Raw genomic sequence first — 21708 nt, forward strand, 5'->3', positions numbered from 1 at the left:
CTCAGCCCCACCTCCACGCGTCGACCGCGCGCACCGTCACGAACAGGGGCAGGACCACGAGCGAGCCGTAGAACACGAGGCGCCGCGAATCGACGATGCCCGAGGCGAAGTCGTTCATGTGCGCCCAGACGGAAACGTGCGCGCAGATGTCGTGCATCAAGGTTCCCTCGCGCGTGATGAACTCGCCCACGCCGAGGATGAAGAGCGTGAGCACCACCAAGGCGGTCAGGACGAGCGCGAGGAATTGGCTCTTCGTGATGGCGCTCATGAGGAGCCCGAGCGCGAGGTAGCCGGCGCCCACGAGGAACACGCCGAGATACGCCGAGGCGGCCACACCCCAATCGACCTCTCCCGTCCGCCGCAAGATGACGAGATAGAGCACCGTCGGCAGCCACATGGCCGCGTACGTGGTGAGCACGGCGAGGTACTTCGAGAGAACGACGGCCACGCTCGACACGGGCGCGGTCATGAGCGTCTCGATGGTGCCGCTCCGCCGTTCTTCTGCGAAGAGGCGCATGGTCATGGGCGGCACGAGCAGGAAGAGCACGAGATAGAGGAGAACCGTGTTGCCGAAGAAGGCCTGAATCGGCGTCTGATCGCTTCCCGCCGAACCCGCGCTCGCGAAGTGATCGACGAGCAGGAAGAAGTGCATGCCCTGCACGAGCAGGAACACGGTGATGAGCACCCAGGCGAGCGGCGTGACGAAGAACGCGAACAGCTCGCGCTTGTAGATGGGCCAGAAGCTTCTCATGCGTCGGCCTCGTCTTCGTCTCCGTCACGGGCGCCCGCTTCGCCCTCTGCGTCGCCTCGCGTGAGCTGAGCGAAGACTTCTTCGAGCGAGCTCTTCACCGGTCGAACCTCGCGAACGAAACATCCCGCCGCCACGAGCGCCGCGACGGCTTCCTCGGTGGCGCGGACGGAGGCATCCTCGTCGAGCTTCTTTCCCCAACTCGCGCGGATCGCGTGCACGCCGGGCTCGGGCGACTTGCCGTCGAGCTCCGCTTTCGCGATGCCGGTGGCCGAGCGAACGGCGCCGAGCGCGGCGGACGAGTCACCGCGGACGACGAGAACCACGCCGGCAGCGCGGCGCTTCCGTGCGAGGTCATCCATCGTGCCCTCGGCGACGAGCTTGCCCTTGGCGATGACGATGACGCGCGAGCAGCTCGCCTCGACCTCGCTGAGAATGTGCGTCGAGAGCAGAACCGTGTGCTCCTTGCCGAGCGCACGGATGACGTCGCGGACCTCGCGGATCTGGTTCGGGTCGAGCCCGGCGGTGGGCTCGTCGAGGATGAGCAGCGGTGGCTTCGCGACGAGCGCGTCGGCCAGGCCAACACGCTGGCGATAGCCCTTGGAGAGGTTGCCGATGAGGACGTTCGCGACGTCGTCGACGTTCGCCTTCTTCATCGCCTCGTCGACGAAGGCCTTCCGGTCGGCGCGTGCCACGCGTTTGAGCTCGGCGCGGAACGTCAGGTACTCGATGACGCGCATCTCCTCGTAGAGAGGAACCGCCTCGGGCATGTATCCAATCCGGGCGCGCGCCGCGAAGCTCTCTTGCCGGATGTCGTGACCGGCGACCTCCACCGTGCCGGAGGTCATGCCGAGGAAGCCGGCGAGGATGCGGAGGGTCGTGCTCTTGCCTGCGCCGTTGGGTCCCAGGAAGCCGACGACCTCGCCCTTGTCGACCGAGAAGGAGAGATCGTCGACCGCGAGCTTGCCCCGGCTCGCAGGGTACGAGCCGTAGCGCTTGGTGAGGTTTTTGACGGAAATCACGGCGTACTCGGGGCTCGAAAGCCGGCTGCGACGGACTTACCACGGGGTGGCGGCGGGGCCGACACGGAACTTCGCGCGAGGAGTTCCATCCGGCGCCCGGTCGAGGCACATTTCCTTCGTGCGTCCGTGGACAGGCTTATCTTTCGTGCTCTTCGCTCTCGGGGCATGTCATTCGGCAACGGCCCCCATTCCGAGCGCAGGCACCGTCGACGGGGCGCTCGCACCGGTCGAAACCGCGCCGGGGGCGGGGAACGTGAACGGCGTCGATGCCGAGGCCGCGCGCGTTCCCGCGGAAGACGCCGGGACGCCTCCGCTCGCCATGAAGAGCGGCGACGAGGGCGACGCGAGCGCGCCCAAAGAAGGTCCCGAGGGAATGCTCCTCGTTCCCGGAGGGAAGTTCACCATGGGCTCGGACACGATCGGCGAGGGCGACGAACGCCCGGCGCACGAGGTCACGCTCGCGCCGTTCTACTTGGACCGCACCGAGGTCACCCAGGCGTCCTACGACGAGTGCGTCGCCGCCAAAGCCTGCACGCCTCCCGACGGTGCCATCCTCGCGACCTTCGGCGGCCTCTTCCGCGGCCCGAACAAGCCCGTGGTCGGCGTCTCCTGGTTCGATGCGCAGAAGTACTGCGCTTGGAGAGGAAAGCGCCTTCCGCGCGAAGCCGAGTTCGAACGCGCCGTGCGCGGCGACGACGGCCGGAAGTTCCCGTGGGGCAATGACGCCCCCACCCACGAGCGCACCGTCTTCGAGACGAACGCGACCGAAGAGGTCGCTTCCCATCCGACCGGCCGCGGCCCTTATGGCCATGACGATCTCGCGGGTAACGTCTGGGAGTGGATGGCCGACGATTACGACCCCTTCGCCTATCGCCGGGCCACGGCCTCCGAGGGCCGTCCCGGCACGTGCGAGGAGATCATCGCCGCGCAAAACGAACTACGAAAAGCCGGCAAACAAGGCTTCACGGGCTCGAACCCGATCCCGAACGAGTGCGAGAAGAACATCCGTGGCGGCGCCTACAACTACTCCGGCGGCGGACTTCGGAGCACGAACCGGATCCACCACCCGCCCCGCTTCAAGCTGCGGATGACTGGCTTGCGCTGCGCGAAAGACGTGTAGGCGTCGACCCCATCCGTTCCCCGCGTCGCCGAGGGACGTCGCGGAGGTCCTGAACCAGGGCGGGCCGAAGATTTTCCTCCGCGGGTTCGTCCATTCATGCCCGCTCGTTCGTTGCCCAGGGAGCGCTTGCTCCCTGTCGATGTCTTCGTTCGATGCTCCTCTCAATCGTGCATGATGCGCACCGTGGGCGACGGTACCGAGTGGCTCGCGCGATTCCACGCGGGAGAACGTCGCGTGCTCGAAGAGTGCTATCGCGAGCACTTCGCTCGCGTCGTCGGCGTGTCGGCGCGCCTGGTCGGCCCGATCGATGCCGAAACCGTGGCGCACGAGATCTTCTTTCGCCTCCTGTCGAGCGCGGAGTTTCGACGCGGCTACCAGGGAGGCAGTCTGGGATCGTGGTTGAGCCAGGTGGCCACGAACGCCGCCATCGACAACCTGCGACGTCGCAAGCGCGAAGTCCCGTCGGAGAACGCCCCACTCGAAGCGACGCCCCCCGTCGATGAACTGGAACAAGAGGTGATGGCGAAGGTCCTCGTGGAGCGATTCCGGCGCGAATGTCTGCCACCGAAGTGGGAGGGCGTCTTCGACGCGCGCTTCCTCCGGCAGCTCCCGCAGCGCGACGCGGCCCGCGAGCTGGGTATTCACCGAACCACACTCGTCTACCAAGAGGCCCGCATTCGCTCGCTGCTCGAACGCTTCCTCCTCGATTCGGAGTCGCCGAAATGAGTGCGACGTGTCTACAGCGCCGCTTCGTCGACCGGCACTTTGCCGGAAAGAACTCCCCATCCGACGAGCGCTCGATGCGGGAGCACCTCGTGGAGTGCAGCGAATGCCGTGGCCGCTATGGGCGGCATCTCCTCCTCTCGAAGCTCGATCCTCGAGCGATGGCTCGCGAGGAGCGCGTGGCGCGTGGCCTCGGTGTGGGCCGTGCGATCAAGGGAGTCCCGGGCGCAGTCCTCGGACCCTTGGCACTGGCCGCCGCGTTCGTGCTTCTGCTCTCCAGGCTGCCATCAGGCGGAGATGGATTCGCAGCGCGTGGCCGTCGCCCCATGATGCAAACGACGACACTCGGCCCCGAAGCCCCGTCTCCGACGAAGGGCGCGGTCTACGTTCATCGTGTCGTAGCTGGAGGATCCCCCATTCCGGTGACGCGCGAGATCCATCGTGACGACGAGCTGGTCTTTGCCTACGAAAACCAAGGGCAAAAGCAAAATCTCATGATCTTCGGGGTCGACGAGCTCGGTCACGTCTATTGGTATTTCCCTGCCTGGACCGATGCGCGCGACAATCCCTTCTCGATTGGCATCGACAGCACACCCGGCACGCACGAGCTGCGTGAGGCAATCGCGCATCCGATCGTCGGCCGCAAGCTGGAGATCCACGCACTCTTCCTCGATTCACCACTGTCGGTACGCGAAGTCGAGACCATGATTGCCGAACATCGCCTCGACCTTCCGACCGGATTCGAACAAGTCCAGACGCTCCAGGTGGTGCCGTGAAGAGCCGCACGAAACGCGCATTCGTACGCTCCCTCGCCCTGGCTTTCGGGCTCGCGGTTCTGCCCCTCTCCTCATCGTGGGCGCAGTCTCGAACAGAGCCCGACCCACGATCTGGCCCGCGAGTCAGTGCTCCGAGCACGTCGGCTTCGGCAACCTTCGCGCTCGTCATCGGCTCGAATCAATCCGTCGATTCGGAGCTGGCCCCACTCAAGTACGCAGACGACGACGCCGCACGCTACTTCGACCTCTTCCGCCTCCTCGGCGCACGAACCACACTCCTCACGCGTCTCGACGAGAACACGCGACGTCTTCATTCGCAGGCAGCCGCCGAAGCGGAGGAGCCGCGAATCGCCAATTTGGAACGCGCCGTGGCCCAGCTGAGCGCCGCGGTCGCGCAGGCCCGAAGCCGCTCCCTCGAGACCACCGTGTACATCGTATACGCGGGACACGGGAACGTTCGTGACGGCGAAGGGTACATCACGCTCGAAGACGGACGCATCACGGGCGCGGCCCTTGCGCGTATCGTCAGCGGGATCAACGCCACCCGAGTCCATCTCGTCGTCGACGCCTGCGCCTCGTACCTCGTCGCCTACAGCCGGGGTCCGGGCGGACAGCGCCGGCCGCTCGAAGAGTTCCGCGTCCGCTCCCTCGAAGACGATCCGCGCGTTGGAATGCTGTTGTCGACCTCGTCGGCGCGCGAGAGCCACGAATGGGAGGCCTTCCAGAGCGGCGTTTTCAGCCACGAGGTCCGCTCCGGACTCTACGGCGCGGCCGACATGAACGGCGACGGCATCGTCACCTATCGAGAGATCGGCGCGTTCGTCGCGCGCGCGAATGCCGCCGTTCCAAACGAACGATACCGGCCCGACATCCATGCGCGTCCTCCCAAGGACAGCGAGGTCTTCGTCGACATTCGACGCGCACTCTCGCGACGCGTTCTCATCGACGGCTCGCACGCCGGTCATTACGTCCTCGAAGACGCCGACGGTATCCGCCTCGCCGATCTCAACAACGCGGCCGGACAGGACGTCGTCCTCGTCCGTCCCGACAGGACGCTCTTTCTGCGACGTCCCGAAGACGAAGCGGAATACGAGCTCGAACCTGCACGGCCCCAAGTCGCACTCGCCGAGCTCTCGCCGCGAGCGCCCCTCGTGCGCATGCGTGGTGCCGCCCACGAGGCGTTTGCACGACTCTTCGCCCTGCCCTTCGACAGCCGCGCCGTCGACGAATTTGCGCTCGCCCCGGCGGCTCCTCTCCGCGACGACGGCCCTGCAACGCCGAACACACCGTGGAGCCCGCGTCGAACGCTGGGCGTCGTCGCGCTCGGCGTGGGCGCCGTCGGCCTGGGCCTAGGAACGTACTTCGCCCTCGACGCACACGGCGTCGCGACGCGAGCGCCCGACCGTGAATCCAACGCCGATGCCTTCGAGCGCAGCCGGCGCGTGTCGCGCGAAGAGACGGCGGCGACAATCTCCTTGGTGGGCGGCGGTGCGGTCGCCGCGGCCGGAGCTTTGCTGTTGCTCTGGCCGCAGGCGCGGAACGTCCAGGCCGTGGCGTTGCCATCGGGTGGTTACGTTGGGTATTCGCATTCTTTCTGACTTCGATTCATCCAAGATCTCGTCGCCAATCGTTTCGAATTCATGAACCGAACGATTCCCATCTTCGCGGCCGCTCTCGCCGGACTCGCCGGGCTCACGGCTGCAGGGGCCGCCTGTGACCTGAACGTCGGCCTCGAGAACAAACCATGTCCGTGTGCTTCCGGCTGGACGTGTTGCGCATCGAAGAACATTTGCGTCGCCGACGGAGTGAAATGCCCATCCACGGATGATGGGCTTTCTCAAGGCGATGCCGATACCGATGCCGATGTCGACGCGGACACAGGTGACGGCGGTGTCGAGGAAGATGCATCGCTGCCCCTGGACCCCAACGCAACGGTCCTCGCCCAAGCCAATGCGGGGTGTATGGGAATCGTCGGAGACAGGCTTTATTGGGATGTTCCGGCTATTGGGGTCGCTCCGATTTTCAGCATTCCCAAAGCGGGTGGTGTTGCCGAACCGGTAACGCTCGAGGCGGTTCCTGGCCCCTGGACGGGCAAGCTTCGGGTTGGGTTTCGAGTTCAGGACGGTGTCTGTCGAATGCACTTCGACGGAACCAAGCTCGTCATCCCTGGAGGCTCCGCGGCGACCATCTCAATCATCGACACGGCTCCGAGCGTCGATGCGGGCTCCGATGGCGCGATTCCGCAACATGGCATTCAGTATTCGCTTCCATCGGAATCGGGCATTCAGATGGTGTCCTCGATCACGGGCGATGACAGGTATTACTATTTCACCGCCGAAATGGATAACAAGATTGGCCGCATCGACAAGACACTCGACCCGTCTTCACTGGTCATCTTGTCCGCCGAAGCCGATAGGCCTCGTGGCATCGTCGCCCACGACGGAGTTCTTTACTGGATCGACGCAGCGTACGGCTCGCCATCGCGAAAAGGTTCGGTCCGTCGAATGAACGTCGACGGAACGGACGCGCGCGTGCTCGTCGGGGGCCTGACATCCCCTTCCGCGCTCCTTCTCTTCGAGAATCGCCTTTACTATTCGGCCGACTATCGCGCTCCAAGCTCCGTCGACCTCGACGGCGGAACTCCGACAACCTTCGCCGAACTCGCAGACATACTGACGGACGTCCCGCACGACTACACGTGGGGCCTCCGCGGGAGCTTCACCGTTGGTGCAGGGGCGATCTACTACGTGAAGACCGGCGGAATCTACGGCGTGCCGGTGCCCAAGGCGGGCTCCATCGCTCGGCGGTTCGCGACGGCTGCCCCGTACTTCGTGTTGTCTGACGACGAGCGGGTGTACTGGAACGAAAACAATCGAATCGCCTTTGCCCCGAGACACTGACCCCGTGAGCGGCTGTCCGCTGCAAGCCGGCCGCTCGACCAAGTCGCCGCGCGCCGTCATCGTCGCCTAGCGTCGTTGGGCTCGTACGGCCGCGTTTGTCGGCACGGCCGCCACTCTCGACGTCGCTTCTGACGGCGACCGCTCAGGCGCGGACGCGCCAGTTGCCGATGAAGCCGCGACCGACCTCGTCGCACGTGGGGTCGGTCACGATGAGCTCGGGGCGGCCGTTCCTGTTCACGACGATGGTGTTCTGCCGGAACACGCGACCGAAGGAGATGGCTTCCTCGCGGTCCATGCCGTGAACGAGCCACGAAGGCTCGCGCCAGGTGCCCTCGGGATCCTCTTCGTAACCGACACACTGCTCGACGCGGTAGCAACCGAGGACGAGCAGGTCGCGAAGGACGGTGTGACGCGAGTCGTTCACCTTGCGGGGCAAGAGCATCGACCGCGGGTTGAAGGCGGTGAGGATCGTGAAGGGACGCGTGAGGACCTCGGGCAGCGACGAGACGTCTTGCACGAGGTCGCCGTCCAGCGAGACGCGGAGCGGTCCGCTGGCGGTCTGGATGTCGTAGACGGTCGAGAGGTATTGCCTGAGGAGATTGTGGTCCATGATCCGTTCTTCGTTCTGCGCGTTTGGCTTCGGAGACGCCCCTCACCCGCCGCCGAAACGATAGCCCACTCCGCGGACGGTCTGGATGTAGACCGGCTCCTGCGGATCGCGTTCGAGCTTCGCGCGCAGCTGCTGGATGAAGTTGTCCACGGTGCGCGGCGTGCCGTGATGATTGGGCCCCCAGACGCGCCGGAAGATGTCGTCGCGCGAAAGCACACGGCCGCGCTCGTTCATCAGGCACACGAGAACGTCGAACTCGGTGGCGGTCATCTCGATCGGCTCACCGGCACGCCTCACGCTCCGCCCGGCAATGTCGACCTCGACGTCATCGATGGCGAGCTTGGTGCGTGGCGCGACCGCGGCGCCAGCTCCACGACGTAGCGCTGCCCGAACGCGCGCGAGGAGCTCGGCCAAGCTGAACGGCTTGGCGACATAATCCTCGGCGCCAAGCTCGAGCCCGGCGACCTTGTCCATCTCGCCGGCCTTCGCCGACAGGATGATGATGGGCATCGTCCGGCCCTCGGCCCGAAGGTCGTGCAGGACCTCGAGGCCGTTCTTCTTCGGAAGCATCACGTCGAGGACGATGAGGTCCGGAGAGATCGACCGAGCCAGCTCGAGCCCGCGCTCGCCGTCTTCCGCGACGGTGACCGCATAGCCCTCGCTCTCGAGGTTGATGCGCAGGCCGATGGCGATGCTCGGATCGTCCTCGACGACGAGAACGCTCTTTCCGGAAAGATCTGCCGTCTTGCGCTTCGGTTCCACCATCGGACGCGCCGGATTGACGGCATCCGACTTAGCGCGAAGAGACACCCCCGCGCCAGCGTTTCAGGATGGAAAAACGCGCGCGGCTCGGAGACCTCGAAAGGCCGGAAACCGCGCGCGTTTTCCTCTGGCCGCGGGGCCTCACATGCTCACGCCCGCGACGGCAAAGAGCTGGTACGACGCGCCCTTGTTCTCGAACGGGATGAGCAAGCGCGTGTCGGCGCCGACGTACACCGGCAGGTTCGAGAGGTTGTAGCGCGCGGTGACGCCCGGGTAGATCATGAACGAGCTATCCGTGTTCGACGCCGAAATGCCGTTGACGGAGTTTCGCTCGCGGAAGAGCAGGATGCCCGCGCCGCCGTACGGACGAACCAAGAAGTTCTGGCCGAACCCGAAGTCGTAACCGACCTCGACACCCGGATAATAGAAGTTCTTCTTGGTCTCGATGATGGCGTTGTTCGTGACCGTATGATCCGTGTCGCCCCAGTACCACATGAAGGTACCGCCGACGTAGACCGGCACGTCGAACGTGTAGCCGACGCGACCGCCGATACCGGCGTTGAACTGGTTCGTGCCGTAGCCGAAGAGCGGCTCGAAACTGAGCTTGTCCTTCACTTCGTTGCGACCGAGCACGTCCTTCTTGCTCGTACCGACGTCGACCTTCTGCATCGCCGCCGTCGTGGACGTCGTGCCGACGGCCTCCGACGTCCCGGCGGCCCCCGACTTGGTTCCCTTGCTCGGCGTCGGAGTCGCTTGGGGCGTCGTCATTTCACCCGACGTGGTGGTGGTGGACGGCGTCGCTGCGGTCGACTTGGTGGTCGTCGTCTTCTTGGTCGTCGTGGTCTTCTTCTTCGGGACGCACGGGGCGCTCGTCCCCATCTTGTCGCCTCCTTGAGCTGCGGAATCCCCGCCCGCGGCGCCTTGCTCCTGCGCCAACGCGGTCGACGACGCGAGAAGTACGGGAAGCGAGAGGATGACAATGCGATGGGTCTTCATGAGGCCTCCTTTGGCAGCGACCGAAGAAAGCATCGTGGGTGCCCAAGAGTGCGGCTCGCTGTCGTGGGGCATGCCTGTGACGACAGCTCATCGGCCTGACGTCCTCATCCTGCCGTCCGCATTCGCGTGGCGTACGCAGTGGCGTTTTCGTCGGCGGCGCGGCGCCGCGTGTTGCGCATGATCGGCACAACCACGAACCGACCGCACGAACGAGGCGTCTCTGGACCACACACGGACGGCGTGCGCCCACGCACGCCCGCGCATCACGAACGAAACGCGTATCTCAAGCGGAAACGGGCTTCGGTGCGCGAGGCAAAACGAGCGAGAACGTCGATCCGCGCCCCGGCGCACTCTCGACCGTCACACGCGCGCGATGCGCTCGAGCAACGTGTTTCACGATGGCGAGACCGAGCCCGGAGCCTTCCTTGGTGCGCGAAAGCCGGTCGTCGATCCGGTAGAACTTCTCGAAGATGCGACGATGTTCGGGGAGCGGAATTCCCTCGCCGTTGTCGCTCACGGAGATCGCCACGTCACCCTTGGGCGTGGTCGAAGCACGGAGATGAACGACCGGCGGGTCTCCGCCGTACTTCTGCGCGTTCGAGAGCAAGTTCACGATCGCGTCGACGATGGCCGCTCGGTCGACGGCGACGGCGGGAAGTGCATCGTCGACGTGGACCTCGAACTTCACGGCATCTTGGAGCGCTCGTTGCGGGGCGAACGCACGCACGGCGTCGTCGATGATGTCCTTCGGCCGCTCGCGCCGGAGCTCGTAGATCTTGCGGCCTGCCTCCATGCGCCCCCAGGCGAGAAGGCGCTCGATGAGCTTCGAGAGGCGCTCGGACTCGGAGACGAGGAGCGTGGAGCACTTGTCACGCGTGGCCGCGTCGGCGTCGGGACGTTGCAGCGTCTCGGCAAAGAGCCGGATCGCGGTGAGCGGCGTACGCAGCTCGTGACTCACCTTCGACACGAAGTCTGCCTGCAGTTCGGAGAGGTTCGCCTCGCGACGAACGAACACCAAGACGAGAACGACGCCGGTGACGACGACGGAGACGAAGCTGACCGTGAGAATGCCGAATAGCAGGTTGATGCGCCCTTCGAGGAACATCAGGATGATGCCGATCGAGAGGAGCAGAACCGTGGGAATGATGACGAGGTAGACGAGAAGCTGGACGATTCGGCGGTAGCCGAGCCGTTGGAGGTTCTTGGCCGCAACCTGGCGGATCGTTTCGCTGGAGGGCCGCTCGCTCGAGACCATTCGCCTCCGACCTTTAGCACTCCTCGAGGGCGCGTCCTCCTGCGCTGCGGCTTGCGCCCACTACAAAACCCGGCAAATCGGGGCACCGGGAGGGATCGCTCGAAAAAAAGCCCCGGTAGACGTCACGAATTTCTCTCGCCGGCCGACGGGGAGACGTGGCCAAGCGTTCCGTTCGTCTCTTCGTGGTTTTGGTGGCGGCCTTTCTCTCCGTTCTCCTCGTTGGCCCGGTTCCGGCACGGGCCGCCTTCGCCGAACCGGAAGCCGGAGCATCCGAGATGCGCATCGTGCGCCGTGCCCGACTCGAGGTCGACCGCAAGGTGACCTACGACCCGGCGTACGTGTCGATCAGCTATCCGAACGGCGATGTGGCCCCCGAGCGAGGCGTCTGTACCGACGTGGTGATTCGGTCGCTCCGCAGCGTGGGCATCGACCTGCAGTCGCGCATCCACGAAGACATCCGGCGGCGGCCCGACGCCTACACCACCGTCAAGCGCGCCGATGCGAACATCGATCATCGACGCGTCTCGCCCATGCTTGCGTATCTGCGTGCGCACGCGACGTCGCTCACGAAGAGCTTCGACGATCCCTCGGCCTGGGAACCCGGCGACGTCATCGTGTGGGCTTTTCGGCCCTGCCCCGCCTGCAATCCCGATCACGTCGGCATCGTGAGCGATCGGAAAGGCCCGCGCGGCCTGCCGCTCGTCATCCACAACATCGGCCCCATGCCGAGCGAAGACGACCAGCTCGACGCCTGGACGGTGCTCGGCCATTTCCGCGCAGCGCGGTGACTACTTCGGAGCGATCGCGCCGAGCATGATCTCGTACGGCGCGGGGAGACCGAGCCAATGCTCGAAGGCGAGTGCGCCCTGACGTGCGAGCATCCCGAGCCCGTGGTCGCTACGCAGCCCTCGCGCCTTGGCGCATACGAGAAACGGCGTCTCGAGCGGCGCGTAGACGGCATCGAGCGCGACGGCACTGGAAGGAACGCTGTCCCACCGGATGGCGTCGGAGACCACCTCGCCGGGAGCGGCGCCCGTCATTCCGCAGCTCGTGGTCTGGACGATCGCCGAGAGATCCGAAGCTTCGCGCTCAGGCGCGGCGAGCGGTTCGGCGACGAGCTGCGGCCCCTGCTTGCCCGACGACTCCAGCGCACGCGTCATCTCGTCGAGGAACGCCTTGGTCCGAGCTACGTCTTCGAACGCGCGCGCGCGAACGACGATGCGCGCGACGTGGAGCTCGGTGGCGAGCGCCGTGATGGCCGCTCGGGCCGCACCTCCGGTACCGAGGACGATGGCGGTGGTCCCGCGAAAGTGCTCCTTCGAACCGGACAGCCTTGCGAGCTCCAGCGCCAGTGCCGGCATATCGGTGTTGTAGGCGACCACGCGCCCATCTCGACGCGCGAGCGTGTTGGCCGCCCCGGCGAGGCGCGCAGATTCGTCGACCTCGTCGGCCAGAGCGAGCGCGCGAAGCTTGTGCGGGACGGTCACGTTGAGCCCCGCGAAGTCACCTTGGCGGAGCGACTCGATGCGCGCGGCGACATCGGCCTCGCTCGTCTCGAGCTTCTCGTACGAGTGAGGGAGGTCGAAGGCCGCGTAGGCCGCGCCGTGCATGGACGGACTCTTCGAATGCGCCACGGGGGAGCCGATGAGGGCGAAGCGCAGCGGCGTCATTCGTCCTGGTCCTTCTTCGGTACGACGGCCGTGACTTCGGCTTCGAAAGCACCTCGTGCCACGCGAACGTTCACGCGGTCGCCCACGTTCACCTCCTTCGCGTCGCGGACCGCGTGGCCGTCGCTCGTGCGCGTGGCGATGGCGTAGCCGCGCGCCAAGACCTTGAGCGGGCTCATCGCATCGAGGCGGCCACCGAGCTGACCGAGCTCGGCACGACGCGCCGACAGCTTGCGTCGCGTCACCTCGAAGAGACGACCGCGGAGCTCGCCGAGTTTGGCCTCGTCGCGCGCGATGCGCTCGCGCGGGTGGGCGGCCCCAAGGCGCGCCGAGAGGCGATGAACCGTGTCGCGCTCGGTCGCGAGACGGCGATTCATGATGCGCGAGAGCCGCGCGACGCGGTCGTCGATACGTTGTTGGGCGCTTGCGATGAGCAGGCGCGGGTCGCCGAAGGCCTTGGCGAGCTTCGTCGCATGCACGCGATCTTCCGCGAGGCGCGCATGCATCGCGCGTCGCAAGCGCATGGTGCGCTCTTCGAGCAATCGCTTCTGCGCGAGCCGATCGGGCACGACCATCTCGGCTGCTTGCGAGGGCGTTGCGGCGCGGGCGTCGGCGGCGAAGTCGACGAGCGTGACGTCGACCTCGTGACCGACGGCGCTGACGACGGGCACCCGACACGCCGCCACGTCGCGCACGAGCTGTTCGTCGTGGAAGGCGAGGAGGTCGTCTTGCGAGCCGCCGCCGCGTCCGACGATGATGACGTCGACGTCGGGTACGCGCTGCAAGGTGCGAAGCGCCTTTCGGATCGACTCCGCAGCGCCGTAGCCCTGGACCTGCGCGGGCGCGAGGAGGATGTTCGCGCCGCCTCGGCGGAAGGCGACCTTGCAGATGTCGTGGATGACGGCGCCGGCCGAGCTCGTGACGACGCCGATCGTCCGCGGCTCGTGCGGCAGAGGCCGCTTTCGCTCGGGCGCGAAGAGCCCTTCTTCTTTGAGCTTCGCTTTGAGCTTCTCGAGCGCCTCGAGGAGCGCGCCCTTGCCCGTCGGCTCGACGCGGTCGCCCACGAACTGCAAGCGACCGCGCGGCGACCAGAACGTGGGCTTGCCGCGAACACGCAGGCGCGCGCCGTCTTTGATGAGCGTTCGTGCGCGGGGCGTCATGCTCGCGCGATAGAGGACGACGTCGATCGTGGCCTCTTCTTCTTCGTCTTTGAGCGAGAAGTAGATGTGGCCGCTAGGTGCCGGACGCGCGCCACTCACCTCGCCCTCGACCCACACGGCCGACGCGAACGAGCGATCGAGCGCGCGACCGAGCACGCGCCCGAGCTGCGCGACCGTGAAGATCTTCGGCTCTTGCTTCGCGGCTGCCGGCGCCGGGACGACCCCCGCAGGAGTCGACGCCACGGACACCGAGACCGGCGGAAGCGACTCGGGCGCGCGCTCGCGCTCGGAAGAAGGCGCCGGACGGAAATCAGGCTCAGGCTCGGGCACGAACGTCGGCTCGGGCGCCTTTGGCACTTCCTTCGCGGGCACCGCCGGCGGCGGAGCCGGCGTCGTGAAGTCGAAGCTCAGGGTCTCGCCCGGGCGAGGACGACGTTCCGCCATGGCGCGTCTCAGACTCGCTCGTTGTCGACCACGCGCACACCGCGACGGCGCTTTTCTTGCTCGGTCGCGAAGCGCAGGCGTTCGTAGAGGGCCATCACGTCGGTCTTGATGTTCTCGATGCGGATCTGGGGCGAGGTCTTGTCCATCGACTCGAGCACCAGGTTGCCCGTGCCCATGACGCGCTGGCCGAACGGGCGCTCCACCACGTAGTCCACCACGCGGTAGAGGTCGATCTGCTCCATACGCTTCGAAAACACGCCGCGCTCGATGACGATCCGCTGACTCGTGATCTTGTACTGCACGCCTCGGGTACGGAACCAACCCACGAGGAGCGAGATCCCCAGGGTGACCACCGCGAGCAGGGCCGCACCGAAGCCCGGCACGAGGGCCGGCCGGCCCGCATAGAGGAGCTCTTCCGCTCCCGATGCGCCGGGCATGATCCCTTCCTTCGGCAGCGGCACTTGATTCATGGGCAAAAGGCTACCACGTCCGGCCCCCCTCCTTGGAGACCCCGCACAGGAGAGGAGGGCCTAGGTCGTGTCCCCTAGCAAGCACCGGCCATCCGGGTTATCGATCGACGCCTCAACCATGCCGCGCGCCTTCAAGAAAGTCCTCGTCGCCAACCGTGGCGAGATCGCCGTCCGCGTCACGCGCACGCTCCACGAGATGGGCATCCGCGCCGTCGCGATCTACTCCGATGCCGACCGCGCCGCGCTCCACGTCCGCGTCGCCGACGAGGCGTACCACGTGGGTCCTGCGCCCGCGGCCGAGAGCTATCTCCGGATCGAGAAGGTCATCGACGTCGCCAAGAAGGCCGGTTGCGACGCCATCCACCCCGGCTACGGCTTCCTCAGCGAGAACCCCGATTTCGCCGAGGCCTGCGAGCGCGCCGGCATCACCTTCATCGGCCCGCCCGCCAGCGCGATGCGTCAGATGGGCTCGAAGACGGCCGCCCGCATCAAAATGCAGGCCGCGGGCGTTCCCATCGTCCCCGGCGCGATGTGCGAAACGACGGACGAAGCCATCGCCGCGGCCAAGAAGATCGGCTTCCCGGTCATGCTCAAGGCGGCCTCCGGCGGCGGCGGCAAGGGCATGCGCCTCGTCAACGCCGAGAACGAGATGGCCAGCGCCTGGGAGCGCGCCCGTTCGGAAGCGAAGAAGTTCTTCGGCGACGACACGGTCTACATCGAGAAGGCCATCCTTCGCCCGCGCCACGTCGAGATTCAGGTCCTCGGCGATCGCGACGGCAACATGGTCCACGTCTTCGAGCGCGACTGCTCGATCCAGCGCCGCAACCAGAAGGTCGTCGAGGAGACGCCCTCGCCCGCCGCCTCGCGCGAGCTCGTCGCCCGCATGGGCGCCATCGCCGTCCAGGGCGCAAAGGCCGTCGGCTACCACAGCGCCGGTACGTTCGAGTTCCTCCTCGCCGACGACGGAAGCTTCTACTTCCTCGAGATGAACACGCGCCTGCAGGTCGAGCACCCCGTCACGGAGCTCGTCAGCGGTCTCGATCTCGTGCGCGAAATGGTTCTCGTCGCGCAGGGCGAAAAACTGCAGTTTACACAGACCGACCTCGTCTCGCGCGGCGCCGCCATCCAGTGCCGCGTCTACGCCGAGGACCCGTCGAACGGCTTCCTCCCCTCCCCGGGTCGCATCGAGCACCTCGTCACGCCTGCAGGCCCGGGCGTCCGCGACGACGGCGGCGCCTATCCCGGCGCCAATATCTCGAGCTTCTACGACCCGCTCGTCTCGAAGCTCTGCGTGTGGGCGCCCACCCGCGAGCGCGCCGTCGCCCGCATGCGCCGCGCGCTGTCCGAGTACATCGTGACGGGCATCCGCACGAACCTCGCCTTCCACGAGAAGCTGTTCCAGCACCCCGAGTTCGTCGCGGGTCGCTACGACACCGGCTTCATCGAGCGCTACGCGGACCAGCTCCTCGGCTACCCCCTCGTCCCCGAGGCCGATCAGCAGGCCGTCGCCGCCGCCGTGGCCATCGCCGCGGCTCGCATGGAGCGAGCGACGGGCGCCAACACGGCGCAGCAGGGCGAATCCGGCTCGCGCCTCTCGCCGTGGGTCGAAACCCACCGCGCCCGCCAGCTTCGCTAGCGCGTCGGCTTTCCAGCCCTACGAAGCACCCTTCCCACGCGTCGCGCCTTCCCGCACGATGTACGTGATGGGTGCTTCGCGTCTCGCGACGGGGATTGCTGCATGCGCATTCGCGTTGGCATGCGGCTGCAAGAAGACAACACCTCCTTCTTCGGCACCGGACGCGTCGGCGTCGGATGCCGACGCTGCTGCGGCGCCCGTCGTTCGGTCGTCGCCGCCGCGCGATGGCGGAAACCCGCTTGCGTCTCCGCCGCCGAGGCCCGATGCCGGCGCGCCGCCCGTCGCCGCGTCGACACCGCTCGCGCCGCTTCCGCTCGTTTCGGACGGCCTCGAGCTCGTCGCGATCGGCACGACGTTCAATTCGAAGATTCTCTGGTTGCAGGAAATCGGCGATCGCGTCTGGCTCTCGGCGCGCAATCTCGATGCCTACGCCGAAGGCGACGGCGCCCTCGTGAAGGGCCCCGACCTGCTGGCCAAGTTTCCGTACAAGCCGGGCGTGCACAACATGCAAGTCGTCGGCGCGTACCCGCATCTCTTCGCGCTGCGAACGAAGAGCGTCAACGGCCGCATGGAGTCGCCGGAGCCGACGCTCTTCGTCTACCACCCCGAGGCCGCGGGCCCGGGAGCGTGGCAAGAGGCCAAACCTCTGGGCATGGATTGGTATCCGCTCGGGTTTCTCGCCTATCGCGAGGGCGCGCTGATCGTCTCGGGTCAGATCATGTGGAATGCGAATCCCTATTACTCGCCACCCGCGCCCGGCACTTCGCTCACGTATCTCGCGCCCGACGGCTCGCTGTCCGATGCGGGGGTCTCACTCCACCCGCACTTCCTGGGATGGACGGCGTCGTCGGATCGCTCGACGCTCACACTCGTGGGAACGATCGCAACCCCGCCGAAGGGCGACGATCCGATGTTCGGGTATTCGGGAATTCACGTCGCGCGCATCACCAAGGAGGGAACGAAGATGATTCCCATCCAGCGCGACTTCGGAATGTCGGTGGATGCGTATTCGGTGAACGTCCACGAAACCGGCTCGGCCGCGCTCGTGGTCCCGCCGGGCTCGGCCTTCACTGCGGAGGGCTGGAAGCCCGACGTGCTCACGACGTTCATCCTGAACGGAGACAAGCCTCAGCCGCGGAAGGTCGCCGGTAACGAGTCTTGTAGCCTCACTACCGCACGACTCGCCGGCGACACGGTTTATGCGATCCGGCGCTGCTACACCCAGACGATCCAAGAAGAGCTGGTGCGCGTGGGTCCCGACGGCAAGACGTTGAAGCTCCCCATGCCACGGCTCGTGAAGAAGGCAGGCGGCGGCTTTCGCGCGGCCACCTCCGACGCCGAGAAGGCGAAGGCCTTCGCGTGCATCCCGACGTCGATCGTTCTTCGAGGTCAGGACGATCTCTGGGTTGCCGGCAAATGCGGTGACGGCGGCGCCTTCGACGGTCCTGCGATTCCGATCGTTCTCCGGCGTGGACGACCGCAGGAGCCGGTGACGATCCCGTGAAGCGAACGGCGTGGGGACTCGCGCTCGCCTTCGCGCTCGTGCCTCGAGCCGTGAGCGCCGAGGCCGACGGCCGGCCCTCGCTTCGCCTTCCCGCGCCTGCCACGTCGGCGTACGCGCGAGGGTCACGCGAGCAAGTGAATGCTCGATGCGTCGCGTGTCATGCGGGCGTCGCACGTGACCACGACGGGTCGCTCCATGCGCAGGCGTTCGTCGAGCCCTCGTTCCAGAAGGGCTACGCAATCGAGCCCGCCGCCTTCTGTCGCTCGTGCCATGCGCCCGAACATGGTCCGGCGACCGAGCCCGATGCGTTCGCCCGATCGCACGGAGTGGCGTGCGTCACGTGCCACGTGCCCGACGCGAACGGGACGATCGTCACCGGCGAAGGTCACGACACGGGCTCGAACGGCCCGCATGCGGTGAAGCGCATTCCGAACTTCGGCACGCGCGCCTGCACCTCCTGTCACGAATTCGCGTTTCCGAATTCAGGCTCACTCGGCGAAAAAGGCCTGATGCAGAAGACGGCCACCGAACACGCGACGTCGACCTACGGCGATCGCACGTGTACGACCTGTCATATGCCGAAGAGCGACTCCGGCCGTCGCTCGCATCGATTCACCGCTTCGCGCGACGCGACCATGCTCGCCGCCGCGCTCCACGTGAAAGCCTCGCGCGAGGCGAACGGGCATCTATCGTTCGAGCTCTCGTCGCTTGGCGTCGGCCATGCGTTTCCCACCGGCGATCTCTTTCGACGCCTCGTCCTCCGTTTGAAGACCGCCCGCGGTGTGCGCGAGCAATCGTTCGAACGTTCCTTCCGGGCCACCCGTGATCCGGCGAACGGAAAGACCTCTCGCTTCGAGGCGACGGACACCCGCCTCGCGCCGTCACGTCGTTTCGAGCTCGACGTCGCGGCGCCGGAGGGCGGCTGTTCGTGGGAGTTGGTCTACCAGCGTGTGACGGGCGTGGGCCAGACGCCTCCCTTCACGGCCGACGTCGAAGCCGAAACGGTCCTCGCGCGCGGAACGCTGTAACGCGCGGCTTCACTCCTTCTTCGGTCCGGCCTTCTGAGCGCCCCGCAGGAGGGCGTCGATCTTTCCCTCGAGCTCCGGAGAGAGCGCGGGCGGGTCGTGGTCGCCGCCCTCGATGACGCGAAGGTGGGCGGCACTCGCGGCGCGCTTCTTCGCCACCGTTCGCGCCTGTGCTTGCTGGGCGTTCGCGCGCCTCTGGCGCTGGAACGACGACCAGCGGCCGACGAACGACCGGCGGAAGAGCCACGCCAGCATTCCGCCTTCGGCCGCGAGCGTGGGCAGGTAGAACTCCCATCCCTCATAAACGGCAAAGACGATCGTGATCGCGATGGTGAGCCAGGCCAGCCAGAGGCCTTTGATGGGCAGAACGAAGTAGATCCGAACGACGCGATCGGGGAACCACAAGCCCCAGCCGACGATCAGAGCTTCGGCGACACCCATGCCGCCCAGGTAGCTCTGCACCCGCACGGCGGGGTCGACGAGGGCCACGATCGACGTCACGACCGACGCGAACAGCGTCACGCCGAACCAGACCTGGAAGAAGCGACGCGAGCCCCATTCGTCGGCGAGGTCCCGCCCGAACCACCACAAGAAGAGGCATTCGAAAATCAGATGGAGAGGGCTTGGCTCGACGAACGGCCATGTGACGAGTCGCCAGATCTGACCGCGAAGCACGAGCTCCGGGCGGAGCGCGGCGAGCTCGAACAACGGGGCGACGTGACGGCTGGTGAAGGCGGCCAAGAACGAGGCCGCGACCGTCGCGACCAGGATGACGCCGACCGTTCCGGGCAAGCGACCGCCGAACGTGAAACGGTCCAGCCATTCGTCACGACGTGCCATGGTTCTCCCTCGAGCATGACACGTTTCGAAGGCGAACTCGAAGAGCGAGAGCGCTACTGGAGCCGAAAGCGAATCGGCTTCGGTTCGACACGAATGCTTCCCGCATACCACTGCCCCCAGCAATAGAGCGCGCGGTCGCGCGTCAGGGCACACGACAGCCCGGGGGACACGGTGACGTCCACCACCGACGAGAGCCCTTCGACGATCGCCGCGGGCACGGCATCGTAGCCGCTCTCGTCCGTCGCACCACCGAGCGCCCGACTGTACGGATACCCAAAACATGCCACGCGGCCGTCGCCGAGAACCGCGCAGCCGTGATCGGACGCAACGCGCACCCGTTTGGCATCGTCGAGCCCCGGTACCGTGGCGACGTTGTCGCCGGGCCCCGCCCCTTTGACGAGCCCCCGCAGATCACCCCAACACGACACCTTCCCGCGACGGACCGCGCAGAACCCCGATTCGCTGCCCACGACGGTGTCCATATCGGAGAGTCCATCGAGAGCTTTCGGCCGCTCGTTCCGACCTGCAACTTTGCTTCCGTCGGATTGGGGTTCGCCCCAGCACACGACGGTGCGGTCGGTCGAAACCGCGCACGTCGAACCGAACGAAAGCGCCACGTCACGCGCTTGGACGTTCGGAACGACCGTTGCGGAAACGAGCTCGCGCGCTTCGGGCAGATGGATCGTGTCGCTGCCCGTCTGTCCGTGTTCGTTGCGTCCCCAACAGCGAACGCTCTTGTCCGCGAGCAGGGCGCACGCATGAAACGGCCCAGCCATCACGCGGTCGGCATTGCCGATACCGACGACCTCGAGCGGCTCGACGCTGCGTTCTCCTCCGAACTTCGCTCCGAGTTGACCGAACGTGTTGTCGCCGAAGCACTTCACGGTGCCTCGTCGGGTCGTTACGCACGCGAACGATTGCCCGACGACAAGGCTGGTCGCGTCGTCGATGCCGGCGATGGCGTTCGCTTCGCTGGCGAGCACCGTTTCCGGATCGAGCGTGGCGCAGAACACGCGACCTTCGACACGAGCACACAGGGGCCCGAGCCCGAGTACGATCTGGACCGGTGATTCCGGCCGAGCCGATGGCGGCGCCGACGATCCGACGTCGAGCGGCGTCGCCCGAGCCGGCACCACCTCGACCGTCTGGGCATGGCTGCTACGGGTCGAGGAGCCACAGCCTCCTTCGACGACGATGGCGAGAAGAAGAACGCTGCGCCTCACGGTATCGCTCCGACGGCACGCTGATCGACGCGCAACTTCCGCGGCGCACTCAGGTTGCCCGCATCATCCATCGCCGCCACCGCAAGGGAGACGAACGGCGCGCGCGGGATGGCGACGTCGTGTGGATCGCACAACGAACTCTTTCCGATGGTGAGCTTCTCGCCGCGGATGGGAAGGATGGTGGTCGGCGGCTTCGACGTGTCGACGTTTCCGGCCGCGTCCCCCATCCAGACGGCGAGGAGCAACCGCGCATTGGGCTGGTCGGGATCGCTGACCTTCACCGGCCCGACTTCGATCCACGGTCCGGCGATGCTGCAGTTTCCGCCGCCCGGGTGCGCGCCCCCTCGCGCCACGGCCCGTCCCACCGACTCGAGCTTCGGCGCCAGGTTGTCGGCCACGACTCCGGTTCGAAACGTGCCGAGAACCGTCGTGCACGGATATTCGGAAGGACGCACGACGGCGATCTCGTAGCGAGTGAACGGAGCGAGCGGCGACTTCGGAGTGAGCTCCACGAACGTGAGGTCACCGTCCAAAAACGTCCGCGCCGTCGTCTCGACCCTCGCACCTTCGTACGCGCGCAGCACGAAATCGCCCTTCGCTCCGCTCGGCACCTCGAAGCGTACGCGCGTGTTGAGCGGCGCATCATCGACTCGGTCGGGCCCCACGAGAACTTCGCGAGGCGCCATGCACGAGCATGCCTCGGCCTTCGGAAGGTTCGCCACATGATTGGCCACGATGAAACCCACGACGAGCCCCACGTGTCGTGCGCCGAGACGTTTCGCGCTCATGCCATCGCGAGAGTACACGCCGCCTCCCCGAGCGACGAG

At 66.5% G+C, this 21708-nt stretch carries 21 protein-coding genes; 9 read left to right on the top strand and 12 right to left on the bottom strand.

All coding sequences use genetic code 11. The features are described 5' to 3' along the window. Position 1: 1 nt before the first annotated feature. The gene (locus AKJ09_RS04800; protein ID WP_146645998.1) at positions 2-751 is read right to left on the bottom strand and encodes an ABC transporter permease; all 750 of its coding nucleotides are present in this window, start codon (positions 749-751) and stop codon (positions 2-4) included. After that, a complete protein-coding gene (locus AKJ09_RS04805) occupies positions 748-1770 on the bottom strand; it encodes an ABC transporter ATP-binding protein (RefSeq protein WP_146645999.1) in 1023 nt (340 codons plus the stop codon). Before AKJ09_RS04805 ends, AKJ09_RS04800 begins: the two co-directional genes overlap by 4 nt. Positions 1771-1915: 145 nt before the next feature. On the opposite strand from AKJ09_RS04805, the gene AKJ09_RS04810 reads away from it, so the two are divergent. From AKJ09_RS04810 to AKJ09_RS04830, 5 genes are all read left to right on the top strand, one after another. Continuing rightward, on the top strand, positions 1916-2890 hold the full coding sequence (locus AKJ09_RS04810) for a formylglycine-generating enzyme family protein (RefSeq protein ID WP_146646000.1): 975 nt from the start codon (positions 1916-1918) through the stop codon (positions 2888-2890). Positions 2891-3061: 171 nt separating this feature from the next. Next, on the top strand, positions 3062-3616 hold the full coding sequence (locus tag AKJ09_RS04815; protein ID WP_146646001.1) for an RNA polymerase sigma factor: 555 nt from the start codon (positions 3062-3064) through the stop codon (positions 3614-3616). After that, positions 3613-4389: a hypothetical protein gene (locus AKJ09_RS04820; RefSeq protein WP_146646002.1), complete on the top strand. Its 777-nt coding sequence runs from the start codon at positions 3613-3615 to the stop codon at positions 4387-4389. Before AKJ09_RS04815 ends, AKJ09_RS04820 begins: the two co-directional genes overlap by 4 nt. Beyond that, positions 4386-5987, top strand: a complete 1602-nt coding sequence (locus AKJ09_RS04825; RefSeq protein ID WP_146646003.1) for a caspase family protein — start codon at positions 4386-4388, stop codon at positions 5985-5987. The genes AKJ09_RS04820 and AKJ09_RS04825 overlap by 4 nt, the downstream gene beginning before the upstream one ends. A gap of 42 nt (positions 5988-6029) precedes the next feature. Beyond that, a complete protein-coding gene (locus AKJ09_RS04830) occupies positions 6030-7289 on the top strand; it encodes a hypothetical protein (protein ID WP_146646004.1) in 1260 nt (419 codons plus the stop codon). Between the two features lie 142 nt (positions 7290-7431). Here AKJ09_RS04830 and AKJ09_RS04835 read toward each other — a convergent pair whose 3' ends face one another. The 4 genes from AKJ09_RS04835 to AKJ09_RS04850 all read right to left on the bottom strand — a co-directional run bounded on the left by AKJ09_RS04835 (position 7432) and on the right by AKJ09_RS04850 (position 10912). Continuing rightward, a complete protein-coding gene (locus tag AKJ09_RS04835) occupies positions 7432-7899 on the bottom strand; it encodes a DUF3293 domain-containing protein (RefSeq protein WP_146646005.1) in 468 nt (155 codons plus the stop codon). 42 nt (positions 7900-7941) lie between these two features. Then, positions 7942-8709 carry a response regulator transcription factor gene (locus tag AKJ09_RS04840; protein WP_275936609.1) on the bottom strand — a complete coding sequence of 256 codons (768 nt, stop codon included), beginning with the start codon at positions 8707-8709 and terminating at the stop codon, positions 7942-7944. Between the two features lie 93 nt (positions 8710-8802). After that, complete coding sequence (locus tag AKJ09_RS04845; RefSeq protein WP_169927261.1) at positions 8803-9657, bottom strand: outer membrane beta-barrel protein; 855 nt, start codon at positions 9655-9657, stop codon at positions 8803-8805. A 283-nt stretch (positions 9658-9940) separates the two neighbouring features. Next, positions 9941-10912 carry a sensor histidine kinase gene (locus tag AKJ09_RS04850; RefSeq protein ID WP_146646007.1) on the bottom strand — a complete coding sequence of 324 codons (972 nt, stop codon included), beginning with the start codon at positions 10910-10912 and terminating at the stop codon, positions 9941-9943. Positions 10913-11067: 155 nt separating this feature from the next. On the opposite strand from AKJ09_RS04850, the gene AKJ09_RS04855 reads away from it, so the two are divergent. Next, a complete protein-coding gene (locus AKJ09_RS04855) occupies positions 11068-11700 on the top strand; it encodes a DUF1287 domain-containing protein (RefSeq protein ID WP_146646008.1) in 633 nt (210 codons plus the stop codon). Here the strand turns inward: AKJ09_RS04855 and AKJ09_RS04860 are convergent, their stop codons facing one another. Genes AKJ09_RS04860 through AKJ09_RS04870 form a run of 3 tightly spaced genes read right to left on the bottom strand, consistent with a single transcriptional unit; the run spans position 11701 to position 14653 of the window. Further along, complete coding sequence (locus AKJ09_RS04860; protein ID WP_146646009.1) at positions 11701-12582, bottom strand: shikimate dehydrogenase; 882 nt, start codon at positions 12580-12582, stop codon at positions 11701-11703. Next, the gene (gene xseA, locus AKJ09_RS04865) at positions 12579-14183 is read right to left on the bottom strand and encodes an exodeoxyribonuclease VII large subunit (RefSeq protein ID WP_146646010.1); all 1605 of its coding nucleotides are present in this window, start codon (positions 14181-14183) and stop codon (positions 12579-12581) included. Before xseA ends, AKJ09_RS04860 begins: the two co-directional genes overlap by 4 nt. Positions 14184-14191: 8 nt before the next feature. Beyond that, complete coding sequence (locus AKJ09_RS04870) at positions 14192-14653, bottom strand: PH domain-containing protein (RefSeq protein ID WP_146646011.1); 462 nt, start codon at positions 14651-14653, stop codon at positions 14192-14194. Between the two features lie 118 nt (positions 14654-14771). Between AKJ09_RS04870 and AKJ09_RS04875 the strand changes: the two genes are divergently transcribed. The 3 genes from AKJ09_RS04875 to AKJ09_RS04885 all read left to right on the top strand — a co-directional run bounded on the left by AKJ09_RS04875 (position 14772) and on the right by AKJ09_RS04885 (position 18821). After that, positions 14772-16289: an acetyl-CoA carboxylase biotin carboxylase subunit gene (locus AKJ09_RS04875; protein WP_146646012.1), complete on the top strand. Its 1518-nt coding sequence runs from the start codon at positions 14772-14774 to the stop codon at positions 16287-16289. 67 nt (positions 16290-16356) lie between these two features. Further along, positions 16357-17793, top strand: coding sequence for a hypothetical protein (locus AKJ09_RS04880; protein ID WP_146646013.1), 1437 nt, complete (start codon positions 16357-16359; stop codon positions 17791-17793). Beyond that, positions 17790-18821, top strand: a complete 1032-nt coding sequence (locus AKJ09_RS04885; protein ID WP_146646014.1) for a hypothetical protein — start codon at positions 17790-17792, stop codon at positions 18819-18821. The genes AKJ09_RS04880 and AKJ09_RS04885 overlap by 4 nt, the downstream gene beginning before the upstream one ends. A gap of 9 nt (positions 18822-18830) precedes the next feature. Here the strand turns inward: AKJ09_RS04885 and AKJ09_RS04890 are convergent, their stop codons facing one another. The 3 genes from AKJ09_RS04890 to AKJ09_RS04900 are packed head-to-tail and all read right to left on the bottom strand — an operon-like array spanning position 18831 to position 21669. Further along, entirely contained in the window at positions 18831-19658 is an 828-nt protein-coding gene (locus tag AKJ09_RS04890) for a rhomboid family intramembrane serine protease (RefSeq protein ID WP_169927262.1), read from the bottom strand. Between the two features lie 53 nt (positions 19659-19711). Next, positions 19712-20881, bottom strand: coding sequence for an RCC1 domain-containing protein (locus AKJ09_RS04895; protein ID WP_146646016.1), 1170 nt, complete (start codon positions 20879-20881; stop codon positions 19712-19714). Continuing rightward, positions 20878-21669, bottom strand: coding sequence for a hypothetical protein (locus AKJ09_RS04900; RefSeq protein ID WP_146646017.1), 792 nt, complete (start codon positions 21667-21669; stop codon positions 20878-20880). Before AKJ09_RS04900 ends, AKJ09_RS04895 begins: the two co-directional genes overlap by 4 nt. Between the last annotated feature and the right edge of the window lie 39 nt (positions 21670-21708).

This window comes from Labilithrix luteola (assembly GCF_001263205.1).
GTDB classification, from domain to species: domain Bacteria; phylum Myxococcota_A; class Polyangia; order Polyangiales; family Polyangiaceae; genus Labilithrix; species Labilithrix luteola.

Excerpts from the sequence above, each read along its gene's own strand:
- AKJ09_RS04835 (WP_146646005.1), bottom strand. The coding sequence starts at position 7,899 with ATGGACCACAATCTCCTCAGGCAATACCTCTCGACCGTCTACGACATC.
- AKJ09_RS04815 (WP_146646001.1), top strand. The coding sequence starts at position 3,062 with ATGATGCGCACCGTGGGCGACGGTACCGAGTGGCTCGCGCGATTCCAC.
- AKJ09_RS04875 (WP_146646012.1), top strand. The coding sequence starts at position 14,772 with ATGCCGCGCGCCTTCAAGAAAGTCCTCGTCGCCAACCGTGGCGAGATC.
- AKJ09_RS04845 (WP_169927261.1), bottom strand. The coding sequence starts at position 9,657 with ATGAAGACCCATCGCATTGTCATCCTCTCGCTTCCCGTACTTCTCGCG.
- AKJ09_RS04830 (WP_146646004.1), top strand. The coding sequence starts at position 6,030 with ATGAACCGAACGATTCCCATCTTCGCGGCCGCTCTCGCCGGACTCGCC.
- AKJ09_RS04880 (WP_146646013.1), top strand. The coding sequence starts at position 16,357 with ATGGGTGCTTCGCGTCTCGCGACGGGGATTGCTGCATGCGCATTCGCG.
- AKJ09_RS04890 (WP_169927262.1), bottom strand. The coding sequence starts at position 19,658 with ATGGCACGTCGTGACGAATGGCTGGACCGTTTCACGTTCGGCGGTCGC.
- xseA (WP_146646010.1), bottom strand. The coding sequence starts at position 14,183 with ATGGCGGAACGTCGTCCTCGCCCGGGCGAGACCCTGAGCTTCGACTTC.
- AKJ09_RS04800 (WP_146645998.1), bottom strand. The coding sequence starts at position 751 with ATGAGAAGCTTCTGGCCCATCTACAAGCGCGAGCTGTTCGCGTTCTTC.
- AKJ09_RS04870 (WP_146646011.1), bottom strand. The coding sequence starts at position 14,653 with ATGAATCAAGTGCCGCTGCCGAAGGAAGGGATCATGCCCGGCGCATCG.
- AKJ09_RS04860 (WP_146646009.1), bottom strand. The coding sequence starts at position 12,582 with ATGACGCCGCTGCGCTTCGCCCTCATCGGCTCCCCCGTGGCGCATTCG.
- AKJ09_RS04850 (WP_146646007.1), bottom strand. The coding sequence starts at position 10,912 with ATGGTCTCGAGCGAGCGGCCCTCCAGCGAAACGATCCGCCAGGTTGCG.
- AKJ09_RS04900 (WP_146646017.1), bottom strand. The coding sequence starts at position 21,669 with ATGAGCGCGAAACGTCTCGGCGCACGACACGTGGGGCTCGTCGTGGGT.
- AKJ09_RS04820 (WP_146646002.1), top strand. The coding sequence starts at position 3,613 with ATGAGTGCGACGTGTCTACAGCGCCGCTTCGTCGACCGGCACTTTGCC.